Annotated in this window: 16 protein-coding genes and 1 pseudogene; 14 read left to right on the forward strand and 3 right to left on the reverse strand. The window is 67.9% G+C overall.

Features of this window, described 5'->3' with window-relative positions; translation table 11 throughout:
- The first annotated feature begins 145 nt into the window (after positions 1 to 145).
- The 3 genes and pseudogenes from ABE422_RS02790 to ABE422_RS02800 all read left to right on the forward strand — a co-directional run.
- Positions 146 to 1,708 (forward strand): sensor histidine kinase, encoded by a 1,563-nt coding sequence (locus ABE422_RS02790; RefSeq protein WP_346482417.1) that lies wholly within the window; start codon positions 146 to 148, stop codon positions 1,706 to 1,708.
- Positions 1,709 to 1,796: 88 nt separating this feature from the next.
- On the forward strand, positions 1,797 to 2,684 hold the full coding sequence (locus ABE422_RS02795; RefSeq protein ID WP_346482418.1) for a phosphatase PAP2 family protein: 888 nt from the start codon (positions 1,797 to 1,799) through the stop codon (positions 2,682 to 2,684).
- 399 nt (positions 2,685 to 3,083) lie between these two features.
- Positions 3,084 to 3,563: pseudogene (locus ABE422_RS02800) on the forward strand (fasciclin domain-containing protein); the annotation flags it as partial.
- A 198-nt stretch (positions 3,564 to 3,761) separates the two neighbouring features.
- Here ABE422_RS02800 and ABE422_RS02805 read toward each other — a convergent pair.
- The 3 genes from ABE422_RS02805 to ABE422_RS02815 form a co-directional block, all read right to left on the reverse strand.
- On the reverse strand, positions 3,762 to 4,616 hold the full coding sequence (locus tag ABE422_RS02805; RefSeq protein ID WP_313211447.1) for an OmpA family protein: 855 nt from the start codon (positions 4,614 to 4,616) through the stop codon (positions 3,762 to 3,764).
- Positions 4,617 to 4,693: 77 nt separating this feature from the next.
- Positions 4,694 to 9,271 carry a YadA-like family protein gene (locus ABE422_RS02810; protein WP_346482419.1) on the reverse strand — a complete coding sequence of 1,526 codons (4,578 nt, stop codon included), beginning with the start codon at positions 9,269 to 9,271 and terminating at the stop codon, positions 4,694 to 4,696.
- 215 nt (positions 9,272 to 9,486) lie between these two features.
- A complete protein-coding gene (locus tag ABE422_RS02815) occupies positions 9,487 to 10,476 on the reverse strand; it encodes a helix-turn-helix domain-containing protein (RefSeq protein ID WP_313211408.1) in 990 nt (329 codons plus the stop codon).
- Positions 10,477 to 11,311: 835 nt separating this feature from the next.
- On the opposite strand from ABE422_RS02815, the gene ABE422_RS02820 reads away from it, so the two are divergent.
- From ABE422_RS02820 to ABE422_RS02870, 11 genes are all read left to right on the forward strand, one after another.
- The gene (locus ABE422_RS02820; RefSeq protein ID WP_019184693.1) at positions 11,312 to 11,500 is read left to right on the forward strand and encodes a Flp family type IVb pilin; all 189 of its coding nucleotides are present in this window, start codon (positions 11,312 to 11,314) and stop codon (positions 11,498 to 11,500) included.
- Between the two features lie 100 nt (positions 11,501 to 11,600).
- On the forward strand, positions 11,601 to 12,146 hold the full coding sequence (locus tag ABE422_RS02825) for an A24 family peptidase (RefSeq protein WP_313218557.1): 546 nt from the start codon (positions 11,601 to 11,603) through the stop codon (positions 12,144 to 12,146).
- Entirely contained in the window at positions 12,143 to 12,631 is a 489-nt protein-coding gene (locus ABE422_RS02830; RefSeq protein WP_313211410.1) for a pilus assembly protein, read from the forward strand. The genes ABE422_RS02825 and ABE422_RS02830 overlap by 4 nt, the downstream gene beginning before the upstream one ends.
- Positions 12,632 to 12,650: 19 nt before the next feature.
- Complete coding sequence (gene cpaB, locus ABE422_RS02835) at positions 12,651 to 13,688, forward strand: Flp pilus assembly protein CpaB (protein ID WP_346482420.1); 1,038 nt, start codon at positions 12,651 to 12,653, stop codon at positions 13,686 to 13,688.
- 19 nt (positions 13,689 to 13,707) lie between these two features.
- Positions 13,708 to 15,075: a type II and III secretion system protein family protein gene (locus ABE422_RS02840; RefSeq protein WP_313211412.1), complete on the forward strand. Its 1,368-nt coding sequence runs from the start codon at positions 13,708 to 13,710 to the stop codon at positions 15,073 to 15,075.
- Positions 15,076 to 15,142: 67 nt separating this feature from the next.
- Entirely contained in the window at positions 15,143 to 16,378 is a 1,236-nt protein-coding gene (locus ABE422_RS02845) for a fimbrial protein (protein ID WP_346482421.1), read from the forward strand.
- Positions 16,363 to 17,715: a CpaF family protein gene (locus ABE422_RS02850; protein ID WP_313211414.1), complete on the forward strand. Its 1,353-nt coding sequence runs from the start codon at positions 16,363 to 16,365 to the stop codon at positions 17,713 to 17,715. The genes ABE422_RS02845 and ABE422_RS02850 overlap by 16 nt, the downstream gene beginning before the upstream one ends.
- Before the next feature lie 2 nt (positions 17,716 to 17,717).
- A complete protein-coding gene (locus ABE422_RS02855; protein ID WP_346482422.1) occupies positions 17,718 to 18,656 on the forward strand; it encodes a type II secretion system F family protein in 939 nt (312 codons plus the stop codon).
- A 33-nt stretch (positions 18,657 to 18,689) separates the two neighbouring features.
- Positions 18,690 to 19,640, forward strand: a complete 951-nt coding sequence (locus ABE422_RS02860) for a type II secretion system F family protein (RefSeq protein WP_346482423.1) — start codon at positions 18,690 to 18,692, stop codon at positions 19,638 to 19,640.
- A 5-nt stretch (positions 19,641 to 19,645) separates the two neighbouring features.
- Positions 19,646 to 20,572 carry a tetratricopeptide repeat protein gene (locus ABE422_RS02865; protein WP_346482424.1) on the forward strand — a complete coding sequence of 309 codons (927 nt, stop codon included), beginning with the start codon at positions 19,646 to 19,648 and terminating at the stop codon, positions 20,570 to 20,572.
- A gap of 14 nt (positions 20,573 to 20,586) precedes the next feature.
- The gene (locus ABE422_RS02870) at positions 20,587 to 21,030 is read left to right on the forward strand and encodes a DUF3613 domain-containing protein (protein WP_346482425.1); all 444 of its coding nucleotides are present in this window, start codon (positions 20,587 to 20,589) and stop codon (positions 21,028 to 21,030) included.
- Positions 21,031 to 21,043 lie beyond the last annotated feature (13 nt).

The raw sequence follows: 21,043 nt of genomic DNA on the forward strand, positions 1-21,043 counted from the left end.
CACCGAGGTCCACGTGCGCGTCAACGCGTCTGTTACGCACATCGCTCCTGTCGACAGCACCCGTGCAGCAGCATCGGACGATTCGGTCAGCCCCACCACCTCCACACACCCATCACCCGCGCTTCGCATCGCATTCACGCACGTCGTGCCGCTGCTGGTCGGCTGCCTGCTCGGCCAGTTGTTGCCAACGCTGGCGCAGATGCCCGGGTTTCGGCTGCACGTGCTGTGGATTCCAGGACCGCTCTTGATGGGCTGGTTGCTGTTCACCCCGCGCCCGCAGTGGCGCACCTGCCTGCTGGCGGCCGCGGCCGGTACCGTGCTGGCGTCCGTGCTGGTGCCGTTCGTCGGGCTGAGTGGGCTGGTGGCCAGTGCCGGTGAACTCGTCCTCGTGGCCGCCGCGGCCTGGCTGCTGCTGCGCTGGCGCGGCACGGGTTCGCCGCTGGAGGGATATCGCGATATCGCGTTGTTCGTCGTGCTCGGGGGCATCGCGCTTCCCGTATGCGTGGCGTGGTGGCAGATGCTCGTCGTTCCCGATGCGCCCCGCGGGCTGGCGGCACCGGGCGTGCTGCTCACACGGCTGCTCTGCAGCAGCGTGAGCTACCTGCTGATCGTGCCGGCGGTGGTCAACATCGCGCGGGTGCTGCAGACACCGGAACGTCGGGCCGGCTGGCGTTGGCGTACCGTCGCCGTCGCCGTGCTGCTGTTGGGCGTGCTCGGCGTGATCTGGGGCATGGACTGGCCCGAAGGGGTCATGACCCCGCTGCTGGTGCTGGCCCCCATTCCGCTGCTGATCTGGGCGTTGATCGTGTTCGGGGTCAGCGGCGCGGCGGTGTGCATGCTGGTCGTGGCGGTGCTGGCGATGCAGTTGAGCATGGCCGGTATAGGACCGTTTGCCTTCTGGACACCCGAGCGCAACCTGATCACCGCCCAGGTGTGGACCTTGGGCACCAGCTGCGCCCTGCTGTTCCTTGGCGCGCTGTCCGAACAGAAGCTGTCCAATCACCTGAAGCTGCAGCAGGCCTATCGTCGGCTGGGGGAGGTGACCGGGCGGATGCTGGTGGTGCAGGAAGAAGAGCGCACACGCATCGCGCGCGACCTGCATGACGACGTCAACCAGTCGCTGGCGGCGATCTCGATCTGCCTGAGTACGCTGCGCAACCAGATTCCCGACGCCGAACGCCACAGCGTGGTCGAGCTCCAGGACCAGCTGTTGACGGTGTCCAATGACATCCGGTCGATCTCCCACGAACTGCATCCGAGCATCCTGCGTTTCACCGGCCTGGCCAGTGCCCTCGATGCGTTCTGCATCAAGCGCAATGCACGTGGCGCGCTGCGCGTGCGATGCCGGATCGAAAACCCGCCCCGGCTCGGTGACGACCGCGAGCTGAGTCTGTTCCGGATCGTGCAGGAAGCGGTGAACAACGTGGACAAACACGCGCATGCCAGTACCGCCCATGTGCTGGTGACGGTGCGCGGCGAGCAACTGCTGCTGCGGGTCGACGACGATGGCATCGGCATGCCGGTAGCGGGCAGCACGCCGGCGGCGCCGGGGCTGGGCATGATCAGCATGGAAGAGCGCGCACGGCTGCTGGGTGGCAGCCTGCAGATCGGTTCCAGCCCGCTGGGCGGCACCCGTGTCGAAGTGCGCTTTCCGTTGGGTGATGCGGCGACCGGGCTGCCGCCGGTGCGCGTGGTCGCGCACCCGTAAAGATACTGAGGCCGGACGCGTAGAAAGGCGGTTGTACGTGCCGCATCGGCCGGACACAGTGAACCGACACTTGCCCGTGGAGCGCCCCATGCACTGGAATGCCCTGCCCTCCCGCTGCCGCCATGGCGCGGCCCTGCTCGCGCTGACCTGCGCATTGACGGCGTGCACGTCGTCTCCGCCCCGGTCGACCGCGGCACCGCCGACCGCTGCACCCGCCGCCGTGCCTGCCCCCGCCCCGGTGCCGGAGCTGCGCCCCGGCATTCCGGCCGGCTACCTCGGGCGCGCACTGCCGGACAGTCTGGCCCTGTTGCCGGCGCCCCCGGCCAAGGGCTCGGCGGCATTCGCCAACGATCAGGCCGTCCATCGGGCGGCGCAGCAGCTGCGAGGCACGCCCCGGTACGCGCTGGCGACCACGGATTCGGACCTGCACTTCCCGCAGGTGGCCAACACGTTCTCCTGCGCGCTCGGGGTTCCGATCAGCCAGCAGACATCGCCGGCGCTGTACCTGCTGCTGCAGCGCACGCTGGTCGATGCCGGGCTGGCCACCTACGCCGCCAAGGACCATTACAAGCGCACGCGCCCCTTCGTGTTCTACAAGGAAGGCACCTGTGCGCCCGCCGATGAGGCCTCCCTGCGGAACGACGGCTCCTATCCATCCGGGCACACCGCCATCAGCTGGAGCTGGGCCCTGCTGCTGACCGAGCTGAGCCCGGACCGCGCCGACGCCCTGCTCGCACGTGGCCGCGCGTTCGGTGAAAACCGCCTGATCTGCAACGCGCACTGGCAGAGCGACGTGCTCGAAGGGCGTGCGGTCGCTGCCGGCGCGGTGGCGGCCCTGCATGCCAATGCTGATTTCAACCGCGACATGGCGCTGGCGCGGGCGGAGATCCAGTCGCTGCGCAGCAACAGTGTGCAGCCCAGCAACTGCGAGGCGGAGAAAACAGCGCTGGCCATCCCGATTCCCGGGGTCCTCTAGCGCACGGCCGTGCGTGACCCGCCGACCCGTGCCATCCTGCGCCGATCTCCCCCCACGGCGCAGCGCATGGCACAGGTCCAGATTGTTTCCGATGGCGTGAACTACGTCATCAGATCCGCAGTAGCGAACAGGGCCGCTGAACCTCGCACCCGGGCGCCGCCATCGCACCGCGCAGACACCATCCTCACCTGCGCCTGACAGTTGAAAAATAGTGTGCTCCGCGTGCATCCGCCCCGACACTCCCGCCGTAGCTAAGGGTGCGTCATACCGGCGCATCCATTTGGGAGTTTGGTCATGAAGATCCAGTTCGCAGGCCTTGTACTGATCGGCTGTCTCGCCGCCGCCGCTTCCCCGCTCGTCTTCGCGCAGGCCCCTGCCCCCATGATGGGCGCGCAGCACAGCAATCCGATGGTGGGCGGCGCGGCGATGTATGCCAACAAGGACATCATCGACAACGCCGTCAATTCCAAGGATCACACCACGCTGGTCGCGGCGGTCAAAGCGGCCGGCCTGGTCGATACGCTGAAGGGCCCCGGCCCGTTCACCGTGTTCGCGCCGACCAATGCGGCCTTCTCCGCGCTGCCCAAGGGCACGGTGGAGGGACTGCTGAAGCCGGAAAATAAGGCCGACCTGACCAGGATCCTGACCTACCACGTCGTCCCCGGCGCGGTCACCAGCACCGATCTGATGGCCAAGATCAAGCAGGGCGGTGGCAAGGCGAGCCTGACGACGGTGGAAGGTGAAGCGCTGACCGCCCGTGTCGCCGGCAAGGGCATCACCCTGACGGACAGCAAGGGCCAGGTCGCGCAGGTGACCATTGCCGATGTGAAACAGAGCAACGGCGTGATCCATGTGATCGATAAGGTCCTGATGCCGTAACCGGAAAAGGCGGCCGCAGATCGCCTGCGGCCGCCCCGGGTGGGAGGAAGAGATGACCTGGCGCGCCGTCTTCAGAACGATGACGGGGGAGACATCACGCTGTGCGGACGACGCGCCAGGTCAAGACGGTCCCTCGCCGGCGCACGGGTGCGCCGACGGGGTATGGGCAGAGAGGTGAGCAGGCGGCCCCGTGCGGCTTCAGCGCGGCAGTGCCTTGCCCGACAGTTCGACGCGCCGGTTCGGTGCCAGACAGACGATCAGGGCCTTGCGCTGCGCCTGCTCGCACTGCACCAGCGGATCGGCCTTGCCGCGCCCTTCGGCGATGATGGCCGCCGTCGGCACTCCGCCGGCCACCAGCGCATCGCGCACGGCTTCAGCGCGCCGCTGCGACAGCACCAGGTTGTAGCGGTCGCTGCCGATCCGGTCCGTATAGCCGATCACCTGGATGGTCTGCACCCGGCTGGCATCCCGGACCTGCTGCAGCAGGGCGTCCACGTTCCGGCGCCCCTCGGGGGTGAGCACGGCGCTGTCGAAGGCAAACATCGCGTCGGCTGCCAGCCGCAGCGGCTCGCTCGGCATCGGCGCGGGTGCGGGGGGCGTCGGGGGGCGCGGCGGATCAAGCACGGCCGCACAGGCCTGCGGCTTCCAGTGCGCCGCCTGGGCGATCCCCTTTCCATCGAAGTCGACCTTGAACTGGCAGGTGAAATAGTCCCCGCCCGGGCTGCTGCGGAAGTTGAACAGGTAGTTCCATTCGCGCACGCCCCACATGCCCTCGCCGAAATGCGGGGTGCCCAGCAGGGCGTACAGTTGGCGCTTGCTCATGCCACGGGCGAACAGGCGCAGAGTGTCGACATCCACGAACAGGCCCTCCTTCAACGTGGCTTTGCGGGGATCCGGGAAGTTCGCCGCATCGGTGTCGGCGGTGTCGGCGGTCGCAGTGGACGGTGTGGTGCGTTGTTCGCCGTGGCTGGCGCAGGCGCCCAGCAGCAGGGCCGCCAGGCTCAGGCCCAGTGACCGCAACAGCGGCACCTGGGTGGTGGATGTGGACTGCATGGACATGGTGTTCCCCCTGTATGCGTTGAATGCGGACCGCAGGTCCGGTGCCGGCAGCGCGCCGGCACCGGAGGCGGTCACCACTGGATGCCGGCACCTACCGCGACACCACCATCGCCGCGGCTGTTGGTCGAACCGCTGAACTTGTAGATCCAGCGCCCGCCTTCGGAGACCCCCGAGATGCCCACCGCCACGCCGGATTCACCGTTGAAGCTGCCGGCGGCGAGCGAGGCCATGCTGCGGCCGGCCTCATAGGGCTGCGGCAGGGCGGCCACCGCCATCGCCGAGGCGACACCGGCCGAGGCACGGTTGTCGGTCTTCTGCAGGTTGCGGTCGAACGAGTCCATGCGCTCGTCGGTGTAGGCCTTGGACCAGTCCAGGGTCTGGGCCATGCCGCTGCGCAGCTGGTCCACGTTGACGGCATCGGTCCCGGCGGTACCCGGGGCGACGTTGCGCACCGTGGTCGGCCCGGTAGCCGTGCTGCCCAGGGTCACGCTGTTGAGGTTGGTGGTGCCGTTGACGTTGGTGTCGTAACGGATCGTGCCCTGCTGGGAGGCCTGCAGCTGGCGCACGTTGACCGCGTCGGTGGCGTCGCTGCCATCAGCCACGTTGGCGATCTGCCGCTCCGCACCACTGCTGCCTACCGAGACCGTGTTGGCCCGATTGGCCACCGAACCAGCGCCCAGCGCGACGCTGTTGCTGCCCTGTGCGCTGGCTCCGTTGCCCAGCGCCGTGGCGTTGTTGCCCGCGGCGGCGGCGCCGGCACCACCGGCCACGGCGTTGTCGCCGGAGGCCGAGGGCGCAGCCAGGTTCTGCGTGTTGTTGACCTGGAACATGCCGGAGGTACCGTTGTTGATGTTGTTGATCTGCGTATCCGTGTAGGCCTTGGACTCGTTGATCGCGTAGTTCACGCCGTTCTGCAGCTGGCCCACATTGACCGCGTCGTAGCGCTCGGAACCATCGGCCACATGGGTGACCTTGCGCTCGGCCCCGGTACTGCCGACGGCCACTTCGCCCACCGAACTGCTCGCCCCGGTCTGGCCGTAGGCACCGGTGTACCCCGTCTGTGCCCCCACGCTGGCAACCGAGCCGGCGCCGAGCGCAACGCTGTTGTCCGCACTGGCGCTGGCGCCGTCACCGATGGCCGCACTGCCGCTTCCGGCGGCGCTGGCCAGCGGCCCGATCGCGATGCTGTCGGCACCGCCCGCAGTGGCCGCGCCCTTGGTCGAGTTCACCTGCACGTACTGGCTGTTGCCACCCGGCTGGATCTGGTCGATGCGGGTATTGAGGTTGGTCAGCGAGGCATCCACCGCCGAGAAGGCCACGGTGACGTCGCTGTAATCGTTGGCGATGACACTGCCGTCGGTGGCGATGGAGGAGATGCGGAAGGTCGGCGCCGTCCAGATCCCGGTGTTGCCGTCGAAGTTGGTGGTGCCGCCGAAGTACCCCACCAGCGCATTGTTGGTCTGGAACAGCTGGTTGCCATTGACCGCATCCAGGCTGCCGGCCTGCACGCGACCCTCGGCCAGGTTGGTCAGTGCGACCGCCGCGCCACTGGCATCACCGGCCAGGGTGATGGTGTTGGTGGCATTGCCGCTGGCATCGGCGTCGTACTTCACCGCCAGGCGGTCCACGGTGTCGGTCTGGTCGGCGACGTTGGCCAGCGAGGTGCTGACCGCATCGAAGGCACTGCCGACGTTGTCATAGCTGCCGGCGGTGACCTGGCCATCGCTGGCGACGTTGTTGATGGTGTAGCTCGGCGCGGTGACCATGCCGTTGGTATCCAGCGCAGCGCCGCCACCGAGGTGGGTGGCCACGGCCTGGTTGGCAGCGAACAGCTGGGCCCCGTTGATCGCTTCGCTGCTGCTGGCGGTGACACTGCCAGCGGCCAGGTTGCTGAGCGTGGTAGCACCGCCACCGTTGCCCAGTGTGGCACTGGCGTAGTTCACGCTGCCATCGGGATTGAGGTCGTAGCGCAGCGCGCTCTGTTCGGACGCCTCCAGCTGGCCCAGGTTGACTGCATCGGTGGCCTCGGTGCCCGCGGCCACGTTCGCCACCTGGCGTTCTGCACCGACCGCACCGACGGACACTGTGTTCTCGCGGTCGGCCAGTGCACCGGCACCCACCGCGACGCTGTTGGCGGCCGTGGCCGAGGCACCCGTGCCGACCGCGATGCTGTCCAGGCCCGCGGCGGCGGCTTCTGCCCCGGTCGAGTTGATCTTCAGATAGCGGCTGCCAACACCGTTGCGGATATCGGTGATCTGCGTGTTGAGGTTGACCAGCGAACCATCCACCGCGGAGAAGGCATCGCTGGCGTTGTCGTACACCCCCTGCGCGACTGCCCCGCCGGTGGAGATCGTGGAGATCTGGAAGCTCGGTGCGGTCCACGCGCCGGTGACCGGATCGTAGGCAGTGACGCCGCCGAAGTAGTCGACAATCGCACTGTTGGTGTCGAACAGCTGGGCGCCGTTGATGGCCTCGGTGCTGGTTGCGTTGACCGCGCCGTTGGCGAGGTTGGCGATCGTGGTGGTGCCGGTGCCGCCGCCGAGGGTGACCCGGCGGAAGTCGGCGCCGCCCGCGCCATCGTCGTCATAGGTCACCGCGAGCGTGCCGACCGCATCGATCTGCGAGATCGCGCCCTGCAGCTGGGCCACGTTGACCGCGTCGGTGGCGGCGCTGCCGGCAGCCACGTTGCTGATCTGGCGCTCACCACCGGCGAAGCCGACCGAGACTTCACCGGCCGACACCTGCTGCCCGTTCAACCCGTAAGCACTGTAGCCGGCCTGCGCGCCGCGGTTGGCGGCCGATCGGTACCCCAGCGCCACGCTGTTGGCCTGGTTGGAGGTGGCTTCCGCACCGAGGATGGTCTGGCCGTTGGCGGTGCCCGTCGCACTATCGCCGACGACCACGGAATGGCCCATGCGCGCGGCGTAGTCGGCGGTCGGGACGCCGGTGGGGTCGGTCGGATCGTTGAGCCCGGCGCCGGGGAACGCGATGCTGGCGTCCTGCCGCGGCAGCTCATGACGTGCGTTGGCGCCGATCACCACTTCCTTGGAGCCGTTGGCAAACGCCCCATCGCCGACCAGCACCTGGTAATCCTGCGCGGCATTGACCGCCCAGCAGTCCACGCTGGCCACCAGCAGGTTGAGGCACTTGTTCGACCATGCCGGCGACCCGTCCGGCAACACCAGGCCGAGCAGGCCGTTGGGATCGCCGTTGTTGATGTTGTAGATGTAGCTGTCGGAAGTGACGCCGCCGATCAGGGTCAGGTGCGAGCTGCCACCGGTGCTGGCGTTTCCCAGTCCATCGAGCAGCGTGCCGACCGGGCTCAGGTTGACCACCGGCAGGCCCAGCACGTTGGTGACCGAGTAGGTCTGCATCACGTTGGCGCTGCTGACTGCCAGGTTGCCATTGCGCACGTAGCCGTCGCCGCCCAGCAACCCCTGCGCGGTGGGTCCGACCAGCTGCGAGAGCGAGCCGACCAGGCCACCGGTACCGATGATCAGCCCGGCGTTCGGATCGGCCGGCGCCGGCCCCTTCGGGCTGCCCGGCGGCAGCGACGTCGGCGCCGGGAACACCGTACCCAGTATCGGCGTGGTGACCGCGCCAACCGCGCCGAGCACGGGAGTCGTGATCGCACCCACCGTCGTGCCGACGCCATCGAGCAGGCCGCCGACCGCACCGCCCACACCGTTCAACAACCCACCGAGCGCGTTGCCCAATCCGTTCGGCGCCAGCGCCATCGAGCTGGTCTGCACGGCGCTGACGCCGGCATCGACGAGCTTGGGATTGCGGTCGGCCGCATCGACCACGTGGCCGAGCGCATCCACGCGCACGCCGCCAGCGACATTGCTCGCCAGCGATGCCTGGACCGCGTCCGGGGCATCGGGCGTGACCGTGGCCTCGGCGATCAGCGTCGCCTTGGCCTCCACCTCGGCCGCCGCCAGCCGTGCCTGTACTGCCGCATCGACGTTGGCCTCCAGTGCGGCCTTCCGCGGCGACGGCGTCGCGACGGCCACGTTCGCCGCCGCCTTCGCCTCGGCGTTCACTGCCCGTGCCGTATCCGCTGCCGCGGTGAGTCGCGCATCGGCCTTGACCGGCACGTGCACCGTCGCTGCGGTCGGCGCAATCGAGGCGACCGCGTTGGTATCGGCATGGGCATTCAACCCGGCACCGTTGCTGGTACCTGCCGCGATGCCCAGATCGGCCAAGGCTGCCACCTGGCCCCCGGGTGCGGCAACGCGCCTGGGCAGGTCGGCGTTGGCCTGCGCAGCGGCATGCACCTGCAGCGCCGCCCGGTGGGCCGTCGGTGTACCGAGGTTGAGATTGACCTTGGCATCCACGCTCAGCAGGGGGGCCGTGCCACGATCACGTGCCGCGGCTGCCAGCGCCACGTCGGCATCGAGCTTCACCGGCAGCGGTGCGGTGTACTTGGCGGTCAGTGCCTGCAGGTCGGTGAGGGTCTGGTTCTCACCCGCCCATGCACTGCCCGTGCACAGGGCCAGCGAGAGGCCCAGCGACAGCACCGACATCGGCACCTTCAGATGCACCACCACCGGACCAGCCGCCAGGCTGCCGCGCGCGGTGGCGATTTCGGAGACGACCACCAGGGCGTTCAGCCGGTGGCTCCACACCAATCGAAAGATACGGTTCATCAGGTATTCCCCCGCTTACGAATGCGTTGAACATCACCGGTGCCTGACGGCACGTGGATGTCATTACAGTCGAGGGGTCAAACCGTGAGCACTTCATTCCGGCAGCGCAAACGTGCGTTCCGGCAAGACGAGGGGTAAAACCGGCAGGCCTATGGGCAATTTCGGCAGGTTGCCGAATATGTGCACGGCGGGCGCGCAGCTGCCCACGTAAACCCTCAGGCCGGGCTGCCCATCTGGGCCGGCGCACGCATCAGCGTGTCGCGCGGCAGCTCGCCGAACACGCGGCGATAGTTGTCGGCGAATCGCGAAAGGTCCCACAGCCCGCAGCTGAGTGCGATGGCTTTCACCGATTTTCGGCTGGAATCGGCCATCGACAACCCACGGCACGCCGCGCACAACCGCAACATCGACAGATACCGGTTCGGCGAGGTACCGAACAGATCTTCGAAGGCATACCGCAATGCGCGCTCGCTTACACCGGCGGCATCACAGATTTCATTCATATAGATATAACGACGCAGATTGAGCCGCATGAAGTTCTCGGCGCGCTGCGCGATCAGATAATGCGTGCGCCGGCCACGGCTGCAGGTGGGGTGGTCATCGCTGCCCGCGCCGAGCAGCGCCTGGATGTGGTCATGCAGAAGGGCGTCCACGGCGTCGGCCGGCAACGTCCCGCCCTGCCCGAGCAGCGCTTGCTGGACATCACCGTAGCGTTGCACCAGTCGCGCTGCGTTGCTGCCTGTGCCGGCCTGGAAGAGGGAGAGGGCCTGCCCTGAGGGCAAGGTGCTGCGCAGGCTCAACTCGGTCAGCTTGCGCTGAACGCGCTGCATCGGCGCGAGCAGCAACGTCAGGTGGGTGCCGGCGCTGAGCGTGAACTCGCTGATGCCCTCCGGCAGCACGGTCAACGCCATCCCGGCGGCCAGCGGCATGCCATGGCACCAGCTGACGTTCTCATTGGTGGCGTGGATCAAGCCAAGCAGGCACCAGTCCTGGGGCAGCATGAAACGACCACGGAAATGAAACCCGCTCACCGCGGTGCAGAACAGCGCTTCGTCATGCACCTGCGATTCGATCGCGGCACGCGGGCCGTTGCCATCGAGCAGGACCATCTCCAGATCGCACACGCGCAGGACACCGCTGAGCGAGGTCAGGTCGAATGCCCGCAGCCCGCTGTCGATCTGGTCTTCCACCACACCATCTACCATGACAGTGATGCCCCCTTTGGCCTGGAAACCCGATGCCTGCGCCGCATGGCCACCGGGTGCGCACTCCTGCGTTTTCCTGCTGCGCATTCTGTTGCGGCCAACCCGCCGCGACGATGCCCGCCAGCCCGCCCATGTAACTCGTTCGTGACCGCAGCTAAATCATTCACTGATCGCAGCTAAATCATTCACTGATTGCAGCTAAACCCTTCAGCCGATGCGACAGCGATTGTCGGCGAAGCCTTCGATGCGCATTTTTGGCAATTATGCCCGAACTGGACGCCAGGTAAACAGAATCACAATCATCGTCACAACTGTGTCCGAAACCGTTGAAACCCAACGTTAAAGCGTGCTCGCATGGCGTCAAATAGTTGACATCACACCGTGATCACATAATCTCTACCCGGGCTTCACTTTGCCGCCATTACATCAGGGCTCATGCACGACGCACACGCGGCGCGAAGTTTCTAAAGTTGACCCCACGCCTGCCGATTTTGTGTATTGGATCCCACGTGATTCGTCGAGCATCGAATTCAGGACGCGCGGCGATACCGACGCGGTGATCGAGAAACAAGGGGAACGCCATGGACAGCAATCTTCGTACGCACTGCCCTAATTGCCGACGCCGCGTTTCGGCAGCAATGACCGCACTGTCCAGCGCGATCCGCCTCCAATGACGTCGCCCGGGCTCCGCCCGGTCGATAGCGCAGGCCTGTAAGGGCCGCACCGCGCAGGATGCGCGGTCGTGATGGCGGTCCTGGCGGAGCCAGGCAACACCATCGGTACCAGGGGCTGTATCCGCCCGTTCGGGCTCTGATTGGGAAATGGAGAAACCGTCATGAATGCATCCGTTCGCAAGTTCCTCGTTGAAGAAGATGGCGTGACCGCGCTCGAATACGGCCTGCTGGCCGCCGTGATCGCGGGCATCCTGGTGGCGGTGGGTAAAGACCAGATCACCGGATTCTTCGAAAATCTGTTCACCAAGCTGGGTGAAGTGGTCGACGACGCAACCGCGGCCGCGGCCTGATCGACTGTCGTTGACTGCCTGCGCTGTCGCCCGGCTCTCCCCGCGGCGACGGCATGGCACGCAAGTGCGTCGTACGACCGATTCGGGGGACATAACGCATATGGAACTCCTTCCCCTGGTGGCACTGCTGCTGGGCGTACAGGTCGCCATCCATGACCTGTACGCCCGACGGGTGTCCAATCGCGGGTTGCTGTTGGCCACCGGCGTCGCGCTGGTCGCGCTGGCGTGGCAGTGGTGGATGGCTGGCCGCGGATTTCCGGGCACGCACCTGCTCGGCTTCGTACTGGGATTGCTGTCGCTGCTGCCGTTCTATGCCATCGGCTGGATGGGTGCCGGTGATGTGAAGTATTTCGCCGTGCTCGGCCTGCTGCTCGGCGCGGCGCCATTGCTTCCAATCTGGATCATCGCCAGCCTGCTCGCCGGTGCGCATGCGACGTGCGTGATCGTCGCGCGGCGCATCGCGCCTGCGTTGTCCCATTCCGGTCCGCGTCCCGAGACGGACAATGCGGCCTCGCGCCGCCTGCAGCCGGTGATCGCGCAGTGGCGGCAGGCGCGCCAGGGCCGGGTCGGCATTCCCTATGCGGCGTACCTGGCCTTCGCCAGTATCTGGTGGGTCCTGCAGCAGCCATCCGGCGGTGCCGCATGAGCATCACCGCCAGCCCCCTCCGCCGCCCGACGCGCCAACGCGGCATCGCGACCCTTGAGTTCGCGCTCATGCTGTTGTTCGGCCTGTTGCCACTGCTGCTGGTCACCTATTCAGGCGTGATGATCATGGCCGTGCAGCAGACGCTGTCGGCGGCGTCGGCGGAAGGCGCACGTGCTGCGTTCCGCCATGCCACGCCGACCGAACGCCGCACCGCCGCCTGCCTGGCGGCACGACGCTCCATGCAGTGGCTTCTCACTTACGCCAAGCAGACCCCCGATTGCGCCGCGGCTGGCGCGCCACCGATCACCGTTTCCACGCCCGCGCCCTGCGCCGACCTGCCGGCCGCGCAATGCATCCGCGTGGAGGTGAGCTACGACTACCGTGCCCACCCCTTCCTGCCCGGTACCGGGCGCGTGTACGGCTGGGTAATGCCACGGGCGCTGCGCAGCACCGCTGTCGCCCAACTCGACCTCGGCGGCAACTGATGACCTTCCGGAGAACCGCATGCTCAAGTTGACCCGCATCGCCGCAATCCTGTTGATCGGCCTGGCGGTGATCCTGGCCATTGTCGCCTTCGGGGTGAGCCGCCGCGCCAGCGAGGCGCCGCCCGGCACGCCGGCGACCGCCACTGCTCCTGCACAACCTGCCACCTGGCCGGTGGTCGAGGCGGCCGGCGCCTTGCCGGCCGGGCGACCGATCACAGCCGAGGACCTGCGCATCGCCGGCCATCCTCAACGCCCGGTGGGCGCCTACACCTCGATCAACGCCCTGGTCGGCGCGGTACCGACCCAGGACATCCCGGCCGGCACCCAGATCCAGACCGCGCAGATCGCACGGGGCTTTTCGCTGCGCCTGAATCCCGGCGAGCGCGCACTCGCGGTGCCAGTGGACGAACTGGTGGCCGCAGGCAATCGCATCCAGCCGGGCGATTTTGTCGATGTGTTCCTCAACCTGCGCGCGTCGGGCGGGTTGCGCGACGACGGTGACGCGCAGACGCGGCTGCTGTTGTCGCGGCTGCGCGTGCTCAGCTATGGCGCGGATGATCTGCAGAGCGTGGCCAGCATGCCCGCCGATGGCAGCGCGCCTGCACCCGCCGACAGCCGCGCACAGGACATCACTGGCGCAGACTCCTCGGCCGGCGCATCACGCAATGATGGAACCACGCCACCGGCACGCAGCGCGGTGCTGGCGGTGCCGGTCGCCGAGGCGAACCGGCTGCTGCTCGGCGCCCAACAGGGGAAGCTGTTCCTGGCGCTGCGCAACCCGGCTGACATCGCGCTGCCGGACCAGGCCTTGTTCCCGACCCCCGGCCGCGTGCTCAGCCCGCGCCGCGAGCTTTCCGCCGACGAACGCCTTGCCCTGCAGCGCCCGGAAAATGATGCCTACGCCGGCATCGACACCGACGCCCTGGCCGGACGCGGGCGCAGTTCCAACGCGGCACTGCCCGTTCCCAGCAGCGTCCCGCGCCGCGCTGCACCGCGCGCGGACCGGGGCATCGAGATCATCCGTGGTGACATTTCCTCCCATAGCGGGTCGCGTTAAGCCCATGCCGAGACAGCCCATGACCGAACGCCCCACCCTCGCGCGCCGCCTCTCCCACGCCCTGCCGCGCTGCCTGCTGGCCGGCGTGTTGATCAGCAGCCCACTGCTGGCCAGCGCCGAGGCGGAGCTGGTGCTGCAGACCCGCGAGCAGCGCCCGTGGTCACTGCCTGCCAACCTGGAGCGGGTGGCCATTGCCGACCCCAGCGTGGCCGACGTGGTGATGCTGCGTGGCCGCGAGGCGCTGCTGGTTGGCAAGGCGCCCGGCAGCACCACCCTGCTGCTGTGGCGTAATGGCAACCGCGAGCCGGAACGGCTGCAGGTGGAGGTGCGCAGCGCCGTCCAAGGCGCACTGAGCGCGCAGGGCGGTGGCACCGAGCTGATCGTGCAGGACGGTCAAGGCCTGCTGCAGGGCCTGAGCCCCTCGCTGCTGGACCACCAGAACAGCGTCAAGGCAGCCGCCATGGCGGTCGGCAAAGACGGGCAGCTGGCCGATGTCTCCACCATCGCCAGTGGCGGCGTGGTCCAGGTCGAGGTGAAGATCGTCGAGTTCAACAAGTCGGTGCTGCGCCAGATCGGCATGAGCTTCGGCAACAAGAATTTCAACCGCAACAACGGCTTCTACTACGGCATCACCCGGCCGGGCGCGACCCTGCCCGGCGTGTTGCCGGCAGGCGAATCGGCAGGCCCGGACGACGTCATCATCACCAACCCGCTTTCCTCGGCGTTCGGGCTGGTGTTCAAATCCCTCACCCACGGCTGGGACGCGAACATCGACCTGCTGCAGAGCAACGGCATGGCCCGGGTGCTGGCCGAGCCGACCCTGGTCGCTTTGTCCGGGCAGAGCGCGAGCTTCCTGGCCGGTGGCGAGCTGCCGATCCTCGAGCCGCAGGGCCTGGGCACCACCACGGTGACGTTCAAGCCCTTCGGCATCGGCCTGACCGTGACGCCGACCGTACTCGGGCCGAACCGCATCGCGCTGAAGGTCGCCCCGGAAGCCAGCGATCTCAACTATGCCGCCGGCATCACCTACAACGACGTGCAGGTGCCCTCGATCACCACGCGTCGCGCGGACACCACGGTCGAGCTCGGCGACGGCGAAACCTTCGTGATCGGCGGGCTGGTCAGCAACAACGTCAGCTCCAACGTGGACAAGGTGCCGCTGCTCGGCGATCTGCCGATCATCGGCTCGTTCTTCCGCACCCTCAACTACAAGAAGGAAGAGAAGGAGCTGGTCATCATCGTCACGCCACGCCTGGTGCAGCCGCTGGCCCAGGGCACCGAAGTGCCGCTGCCGGGCCAGCGCGAGGCATCGCCGAACCTGCCGGTATGGGGCGCCTGGCTGCTCAGCCCGGCCTCCTCGGACCAGCTGCCCGGCTTCTCGCGCTGAGCCCAATGTCAGGAACCCGCCCCTCATGTCCGCCACTCTGCAACTGGTCCAACCACGGGATGCTTCGATGAAGCTCGTGCTGTTTGCACCGGACCGCGAACTCGCCACCCTGCTCTCGGCCTTGCTGCCGTCGCTGGGCGTGGTGCAGTGGCTGGACAGCGCCGCACCGGCCTCGGCGCTGGAGCCGCTGCGCGACACCGGCTGTGTGGTGCTGCTGGACTATCGGCATGAGCAGGCGGCATTTTCCGCCGCCTTGACCCGGCAATTGCAGGCGCAGGCACCGGAGCTGCCGCTGGTGGCGATCGGCTCCACCCATGCCGACCACATGGATGGCGTCGTGGCTGCGCTGCGCGCCGGGCTGCGAGATCTGCTCGATCTGGACAGCGCGCCGCAGGAAATGGAGGCGGTGCTGCGCCGTGCTGCCTCACTCGCCGCGCAGGGCCGCAGCAGCGTTCCGGCCACATCACCGGCACGTGCACGCATGGTTCTGCTGCTGGGCGTGCGGCCTGGCGTGGGCAGCAGCACCCTGGCGGCGCACCTGGGGGTGCTCGCCCAGCAGACCGATACGGCCCATCAGGGTGCCCCGGCCGCGACGGTGCCCGCCGGTGCGCAGACCCTGCTGCTGGATCTGGGCCAGCCCACCGGCGATCTGACGCTGTACCTCAATGTGGACCCCACCTTCCATTTCGACGACGCGCTGCGTAATGCCGGGCGTATCGATGCGACGCTGGTGCGCACGGCGCTGGCCCATCATCCCAGCGGCGTCACCCTGCTCGGCCAGCCGCCCGGCATGGAAGGCGCCACGCTTGCGGATCCGGGCATGCTGATGCAGCGCCTGCGCAGTGTCTTCCACACCGTGCTGTGCGATCTCGGCGGTGTCCCGCTGCGCCAGTTGCCGGTGTCGCTGCTCAACAGCGCCGATGAGATCTGGCTGATCGCCGACCAGTCGATCGGCACCCTGGTCTCGCTCGACCAGATGCTCCGTCATCTCACCCAGGTGGGCGCGCGCGATGCCCGCGTGCAGCTGATCATCAACCGCCACGACGATGCCAGTGGACTGAGCCCGGCGCAGATCGCCGCCCGCTTCGAGCTGCCCCTGTTGGCAGTGCTGCCGGATCGGCCCACACTGCGCTCCAGTGCCAGCCATGGCCGCCTGCTGCTGCAGGATGCGCCACGCGACCCGTATGTGCGTGCCCTTGCCCCGCTGTTGTCGCACCTGGATCCGACGGCCCCCGCGCCGGCCAGGGGCTGGCGGGAACACCTCGCCCTCCGCCTGAGTGGTTCCCCATGGAAGACAAAGTGACCCCGTTCCCGACTGCCACCGCCCGCGCCGACGCCGGCACTGAGGCCGAGCACGGCGTGCAGCCGTTCGAGCAGTCCGAGCAGTACCAGAAGGTGCTGATCGCCGCACATGAGCATCTTCTCAACAGCATCGAGGACGAGCGCATCGATATCGATGCGTGGGCGCCGGACACCGTGTCGCGCTACGTGCACGCGCAGACCGCCGGCTTCGTCCACGAATGGCGGATCCCGATCAACGAAGCCGAGAAGGACATCGTCGCCACTGCGCTGGTCAAGGAGCTGACCGGCTTCGGCCCGCTGGATGACCTGCTGCATGACCCGGAGATCGAGGACATCCTGATCAACGGCTACAAGGACATCCACGTTTCCCAGGGCGGCATGCTCAAGCGGGCGCCGCAGCGTTTCAGCGATGACAGCCACCTGCTGCGGATCCTGCGCCGGATCCTGGCCCCGCTCGGGCGCCGCCTGGACGAGTCCAACCCGATGGTGGATGCGCGCCTGCCCAACGGCGGCCGCCTCAATGCCATCATCTCGCCGTTGGCCGTGGATGGGCCGATGGTCTCGATCCGCAAGTTCCGCAAGGACCCGTTCACCCCCGATGAACTGCTGCGCATGGGCACGTTCGACCGCCCGATGCAGGCGCTGCTGCATGCGATGGTACTGGGGCGCTGCAACATCCTGGTGTCCGGCGGCACCAGTTCGGGCAAGACCTCGCTGCTCAATGCACTGGCCAATTACATTCCAGCCAACGAACGCGTGATCACCGTTGAAGACACTGCCGAGCTCTCGCTCAACCATCCACACGTGGTGCGCCTGGAAAGCCGTATCGGCGGCGCGGACGGCAATGGCGCGATCAGCATCCGCGATCTGGTCCGCAACAGCCTGCGCATGCGCCCGGACCGGATCGTGGTCGGCGAAGTGCGTGGCGCCGAAGTGCTGGAAATGCTGCAGGCGATGAACACCGGCCATGACGGCTCGATGGCCACCATCCACGCCAACTCACCGCGCGATTGCCTGTACCGGATCGAGATGCTGGCCGGGTTTGCCGGCTTCCAGGGCAGCGAGGACAGTCTGCGCCGACAGATCGCCAGCGCCATTGATTTCATCGTGCAGATCTCGCGACTGGGCAGCGGCCGCCGCGTGCTCATCTCGATCACGGAAATCACCGGGGTCACCGACAACATGATCGCCACCCAGGAGATGTTCCGTCACGAAGTGCAGATCGACGCCGATGGCAACGAGTACGACCGTTGGGTCGGGCTCGGCTTCCAGCCGCACTCGCACAAGCTCGAACCGTTCCGCCGGCAGCTGCGCGAAGCACTGGGCGGAGGCTTCTGAGCATGGCCTTCGTCCTGCTCCTGTGCAGTGCGGCACTGGTGCTGATCGCCCTGGCCGTGGAGCTGTGGGGCGGCGCTGCCGCACGCGAGCAACGCAGGTTGTCGCTGCAGCACGCCGAGCAGCGGCTGGCGCGTCCGGACACCTCGCCGCGCCTGGCAGGCTTGAGTGACAGCCAGGCGCCGATGCCGGTGAGCACGGCGCCGGCGGGGCTGCCTTGGGACGCGTTGATGCAGCGCGCTGCACTGCCGACCGGTTGGCGGGTACCGCTGCTCATCCTCGCCGCCGCGTCGCTGCTGGCCTGGATCGCCAGTGCACGCCTCGGCACGGTGTGGGCTGCGCCGATTGTCCTGGTACTGAGCGCTCTGGCGGCCTGGTTCTGGGTGTCGCGGCGGATCAACCGTCTGCAGGCCAAGCTGCTGCGCCAGCTGCCGGATTTCCTCGACAACCTGGTGCGTCTGGCCGGTCTGGGCAACAGCCTGCAGATGGCCTTCCAGACATCGGCCGCGCAGATGCCGATGCCGCTGCGGGGCCTGCTCGATGCCACCCTGTCCTACACCCGCAGCGGCCTGGACCTGGACCGCGCGCTGGCGCAGGCCGCCCAGCCCTATCGGCTGGAAGCCTTGAATGTGCTCTCGGTGGTGTTGGGCGTCAGCGTGCGCATCGGCGGGCGCGCCGATCAGATCCTGCAGCGCATGGCCGATTTCATGCGCGATCTGGATCAGGCCCAGCAGGAACTGATGGCCACCACCTCCGAGACCCGGATGTCGGCCTGGGTGCTCGGCCTGCTGCCACCGATCAGTGCCGTACTGATGGCGATCACCAGCCCGGATTTTTTCCAGCCGATCCTGCACGAGCCGCTCGGCCACAAGCTGCTGCTGTGGGCATTGGGACTGGAGCTGATCGGCGGCTTCCTGCTGTACCGGCTGGCCAAATCCATATGAGTACCTGCCTGCACGTCCAGATCGGAGGCCCGCATGACCAGTAGCAGCTGGTGGATCGCCACGTTGTTGGTGCTCGCCGCCGGCGTGGCCCTGTTGGGGGTGCGTGGCTGGGTGCTGAGCGGACGCGAACAACGCCACCAGGATGCGTTGCAGGCCGCATTGCGGCCGCGCGATGTGGCGGGCACACCGGCCGCCCCACCCCCGCCGGCGGTGAGCCTGCGCCAGCGCTGGCTCAAGGGTGTCGCCGCGTTCGGCCAGCGCTTCAACGGCGGGCGTATCGAAGCGGCGCTGCTGGCTCCGGAAGATCGGCTGCTGCTCGATCAAGCCGGATGGAACACCCACGCCGGCACCGCGATCTTCCTCGGCCTGCGCCTGTTGATCGCGGTCACCACGCTGGCCCTGGTGCTGGCCTTCAACCACAGCACCGGCTTCAGCCGCGCGATGGTGATCTTCGGCGCGCTGGCGTTCGGCATACTGCTGCCGAAATTCGCCCTGCGTGCCTGGGCGATGCGCCTGCGCAGACAGGTGACCGCCGAGCTGCCGCTGCTGATCGACCTGTTGCGGCTGCTGCAGGGCGTGGGCTTCAGCATGGACCAGAGCCTGCAGACCCTCGGCGACAAACTGCGCAACGCGGTCCCGGTGCTGGGCCGGGAGATCCACCAGGCCAACATCGCCTACATGCATGGTCGCAGCCGGGAGCAGTCACTGCGTCGCCTCGGCGAATCATTCGATGACGAAGACCTGCGCAGCCTGGTGCAACTGATCCTGCAGGTCCATGCACATGGCGGCGCGGTGCAGGAACCGCTGCGTCAATTCAGCCTCCGCCTGCGCGAGCAGCGCCGTTCCACGCTCAAGGAGAAGGTCGGCAAGCTCTCGGTGAAGATGACCGTAGTGATGATGTTGACGTTGTTGCCGGCGTTGATGCTGGTGCTGGCCGGTCCGGCCATCATCGCCCTCGCCTCCGCCCTGACCAAACTGGATTGAACGCCATGCGCCACGCCGTGCTTCCCCGCCTCTGCCTGCTGCTCGCCGCGACGGCTCTCTGCGCGGCCTGTTCGAACGTGCGCAACGGTTACCGCCAGGACCCGATGGCGCTGGCGTCGCCGGAGGTAGCGCCCCAGGACGACAAGCAGCTCTACGCCGAGCTGATTTCGAAGATGCAGCAGCAAGGTGCGTACTACGCCTCGCTCGCGCACGTGGATGCCTATCGGCAACGGTATGGCGACAGCCCTCAGCTGCGGCTGTTGAATGCCGATGCGCTGCGCGAAACCGGCCAGCGCGAGGCCGCGCTGGCCATGTACGGCAGCCTCACCAACGGGCCACAAGCCGCCGCGGCATGGCACGGCCTGGGCCTGATCGCCGCCCGCGATGGCGACCCGGCACGGGCCGAGCAGGCACTGGCGAAGGCGGTGCAGCTGCAACCGTTGAACACGGGCTACCTGGGCGATCTCGGCTTCGCCCGGCTGCGGGCAGGTGACTGGACCCGCGCGCAGGAACCGCTGGCCAAGGCCGCCGAGCTTTCGCCGGGCAGCGCCAAGGCGAATGCCAATCTGGCGGTGTGGGCACTGCTGCGTGGCCAGACAGCGATGGCCGAGACGATCATGCGCAATGCGCGCCTGACCGACGGTGCGCAGGCAGAGGTGCGCCGCCTGGCCGAGCAACTGCGCCAGCAGGCGACCCCCGCACCCTCCGTGCAACGCGCGCCTGCCAGCGTCGCGGCAGCGGCAGCGGCCGCCGCGCCCGCGCCCGGGCCCCGGCCCGTCGCGCTGCCTGCGCCGCAGCCGGCTGCCGCGCGGTCGGCCTCGCGCCACGTGGCGGTGGACACCGATCGCCGCACCAGTGCCGATGCCCGCCTTGCGCCATCGATGCTGGAACGCTTCAGCACGCCCTCTACTGCCAGCGAGACCACGCCATGAGCCAGCTGCGTCGCATGCCTGTTCCCCTCCTGCACACTGCCCTGCTGCTGATGCTGGTGACTTGGGCGGTGCCCGTGATCGCGCAGCAGGCACCGCTCACCGGGCAGATGCTGGGCGGACAGGATGGCCCCACGGCCGTCACCACGCCGCTGCCCCCGCCCACGCCCGTTGAGCGCGTTGAGCCCGTACCGGCTTACGTGGAACGTGCCCCTGCATACGCAGCCGCCACACCTGCCGAGCGCTACACGCCGCCCGCACCGCCACCGCGCGGCGAGATCGGACAGACCACCCGCGACCTGCTGCGCATGCAGGCCCAGGGCACCCATGCCGGGGCGCGACTGCCGATCCTGGGTGACCAGGCCGCCGCCAGCTACGCGCGCTACCTCAAGAGCTTCGAGCACGAGATTCCCGAGTTCCTCAAGACCAGCGTCAAGAAGGACGGCGCTGACACCAACTAAGGAGGGCAAGGCC

The sequence above is a fragment of the Stenotrophomonas sp. TWI1151 genome (genome assembly GCF_039673135.1).
In the GTDB taxonomy this organism is placed as follows: Bacteria; Pseudomonadota; Gammaproteobacteria; order Xanthomonadales; family Xanthomonadaceae; genus Stenotrophomonas.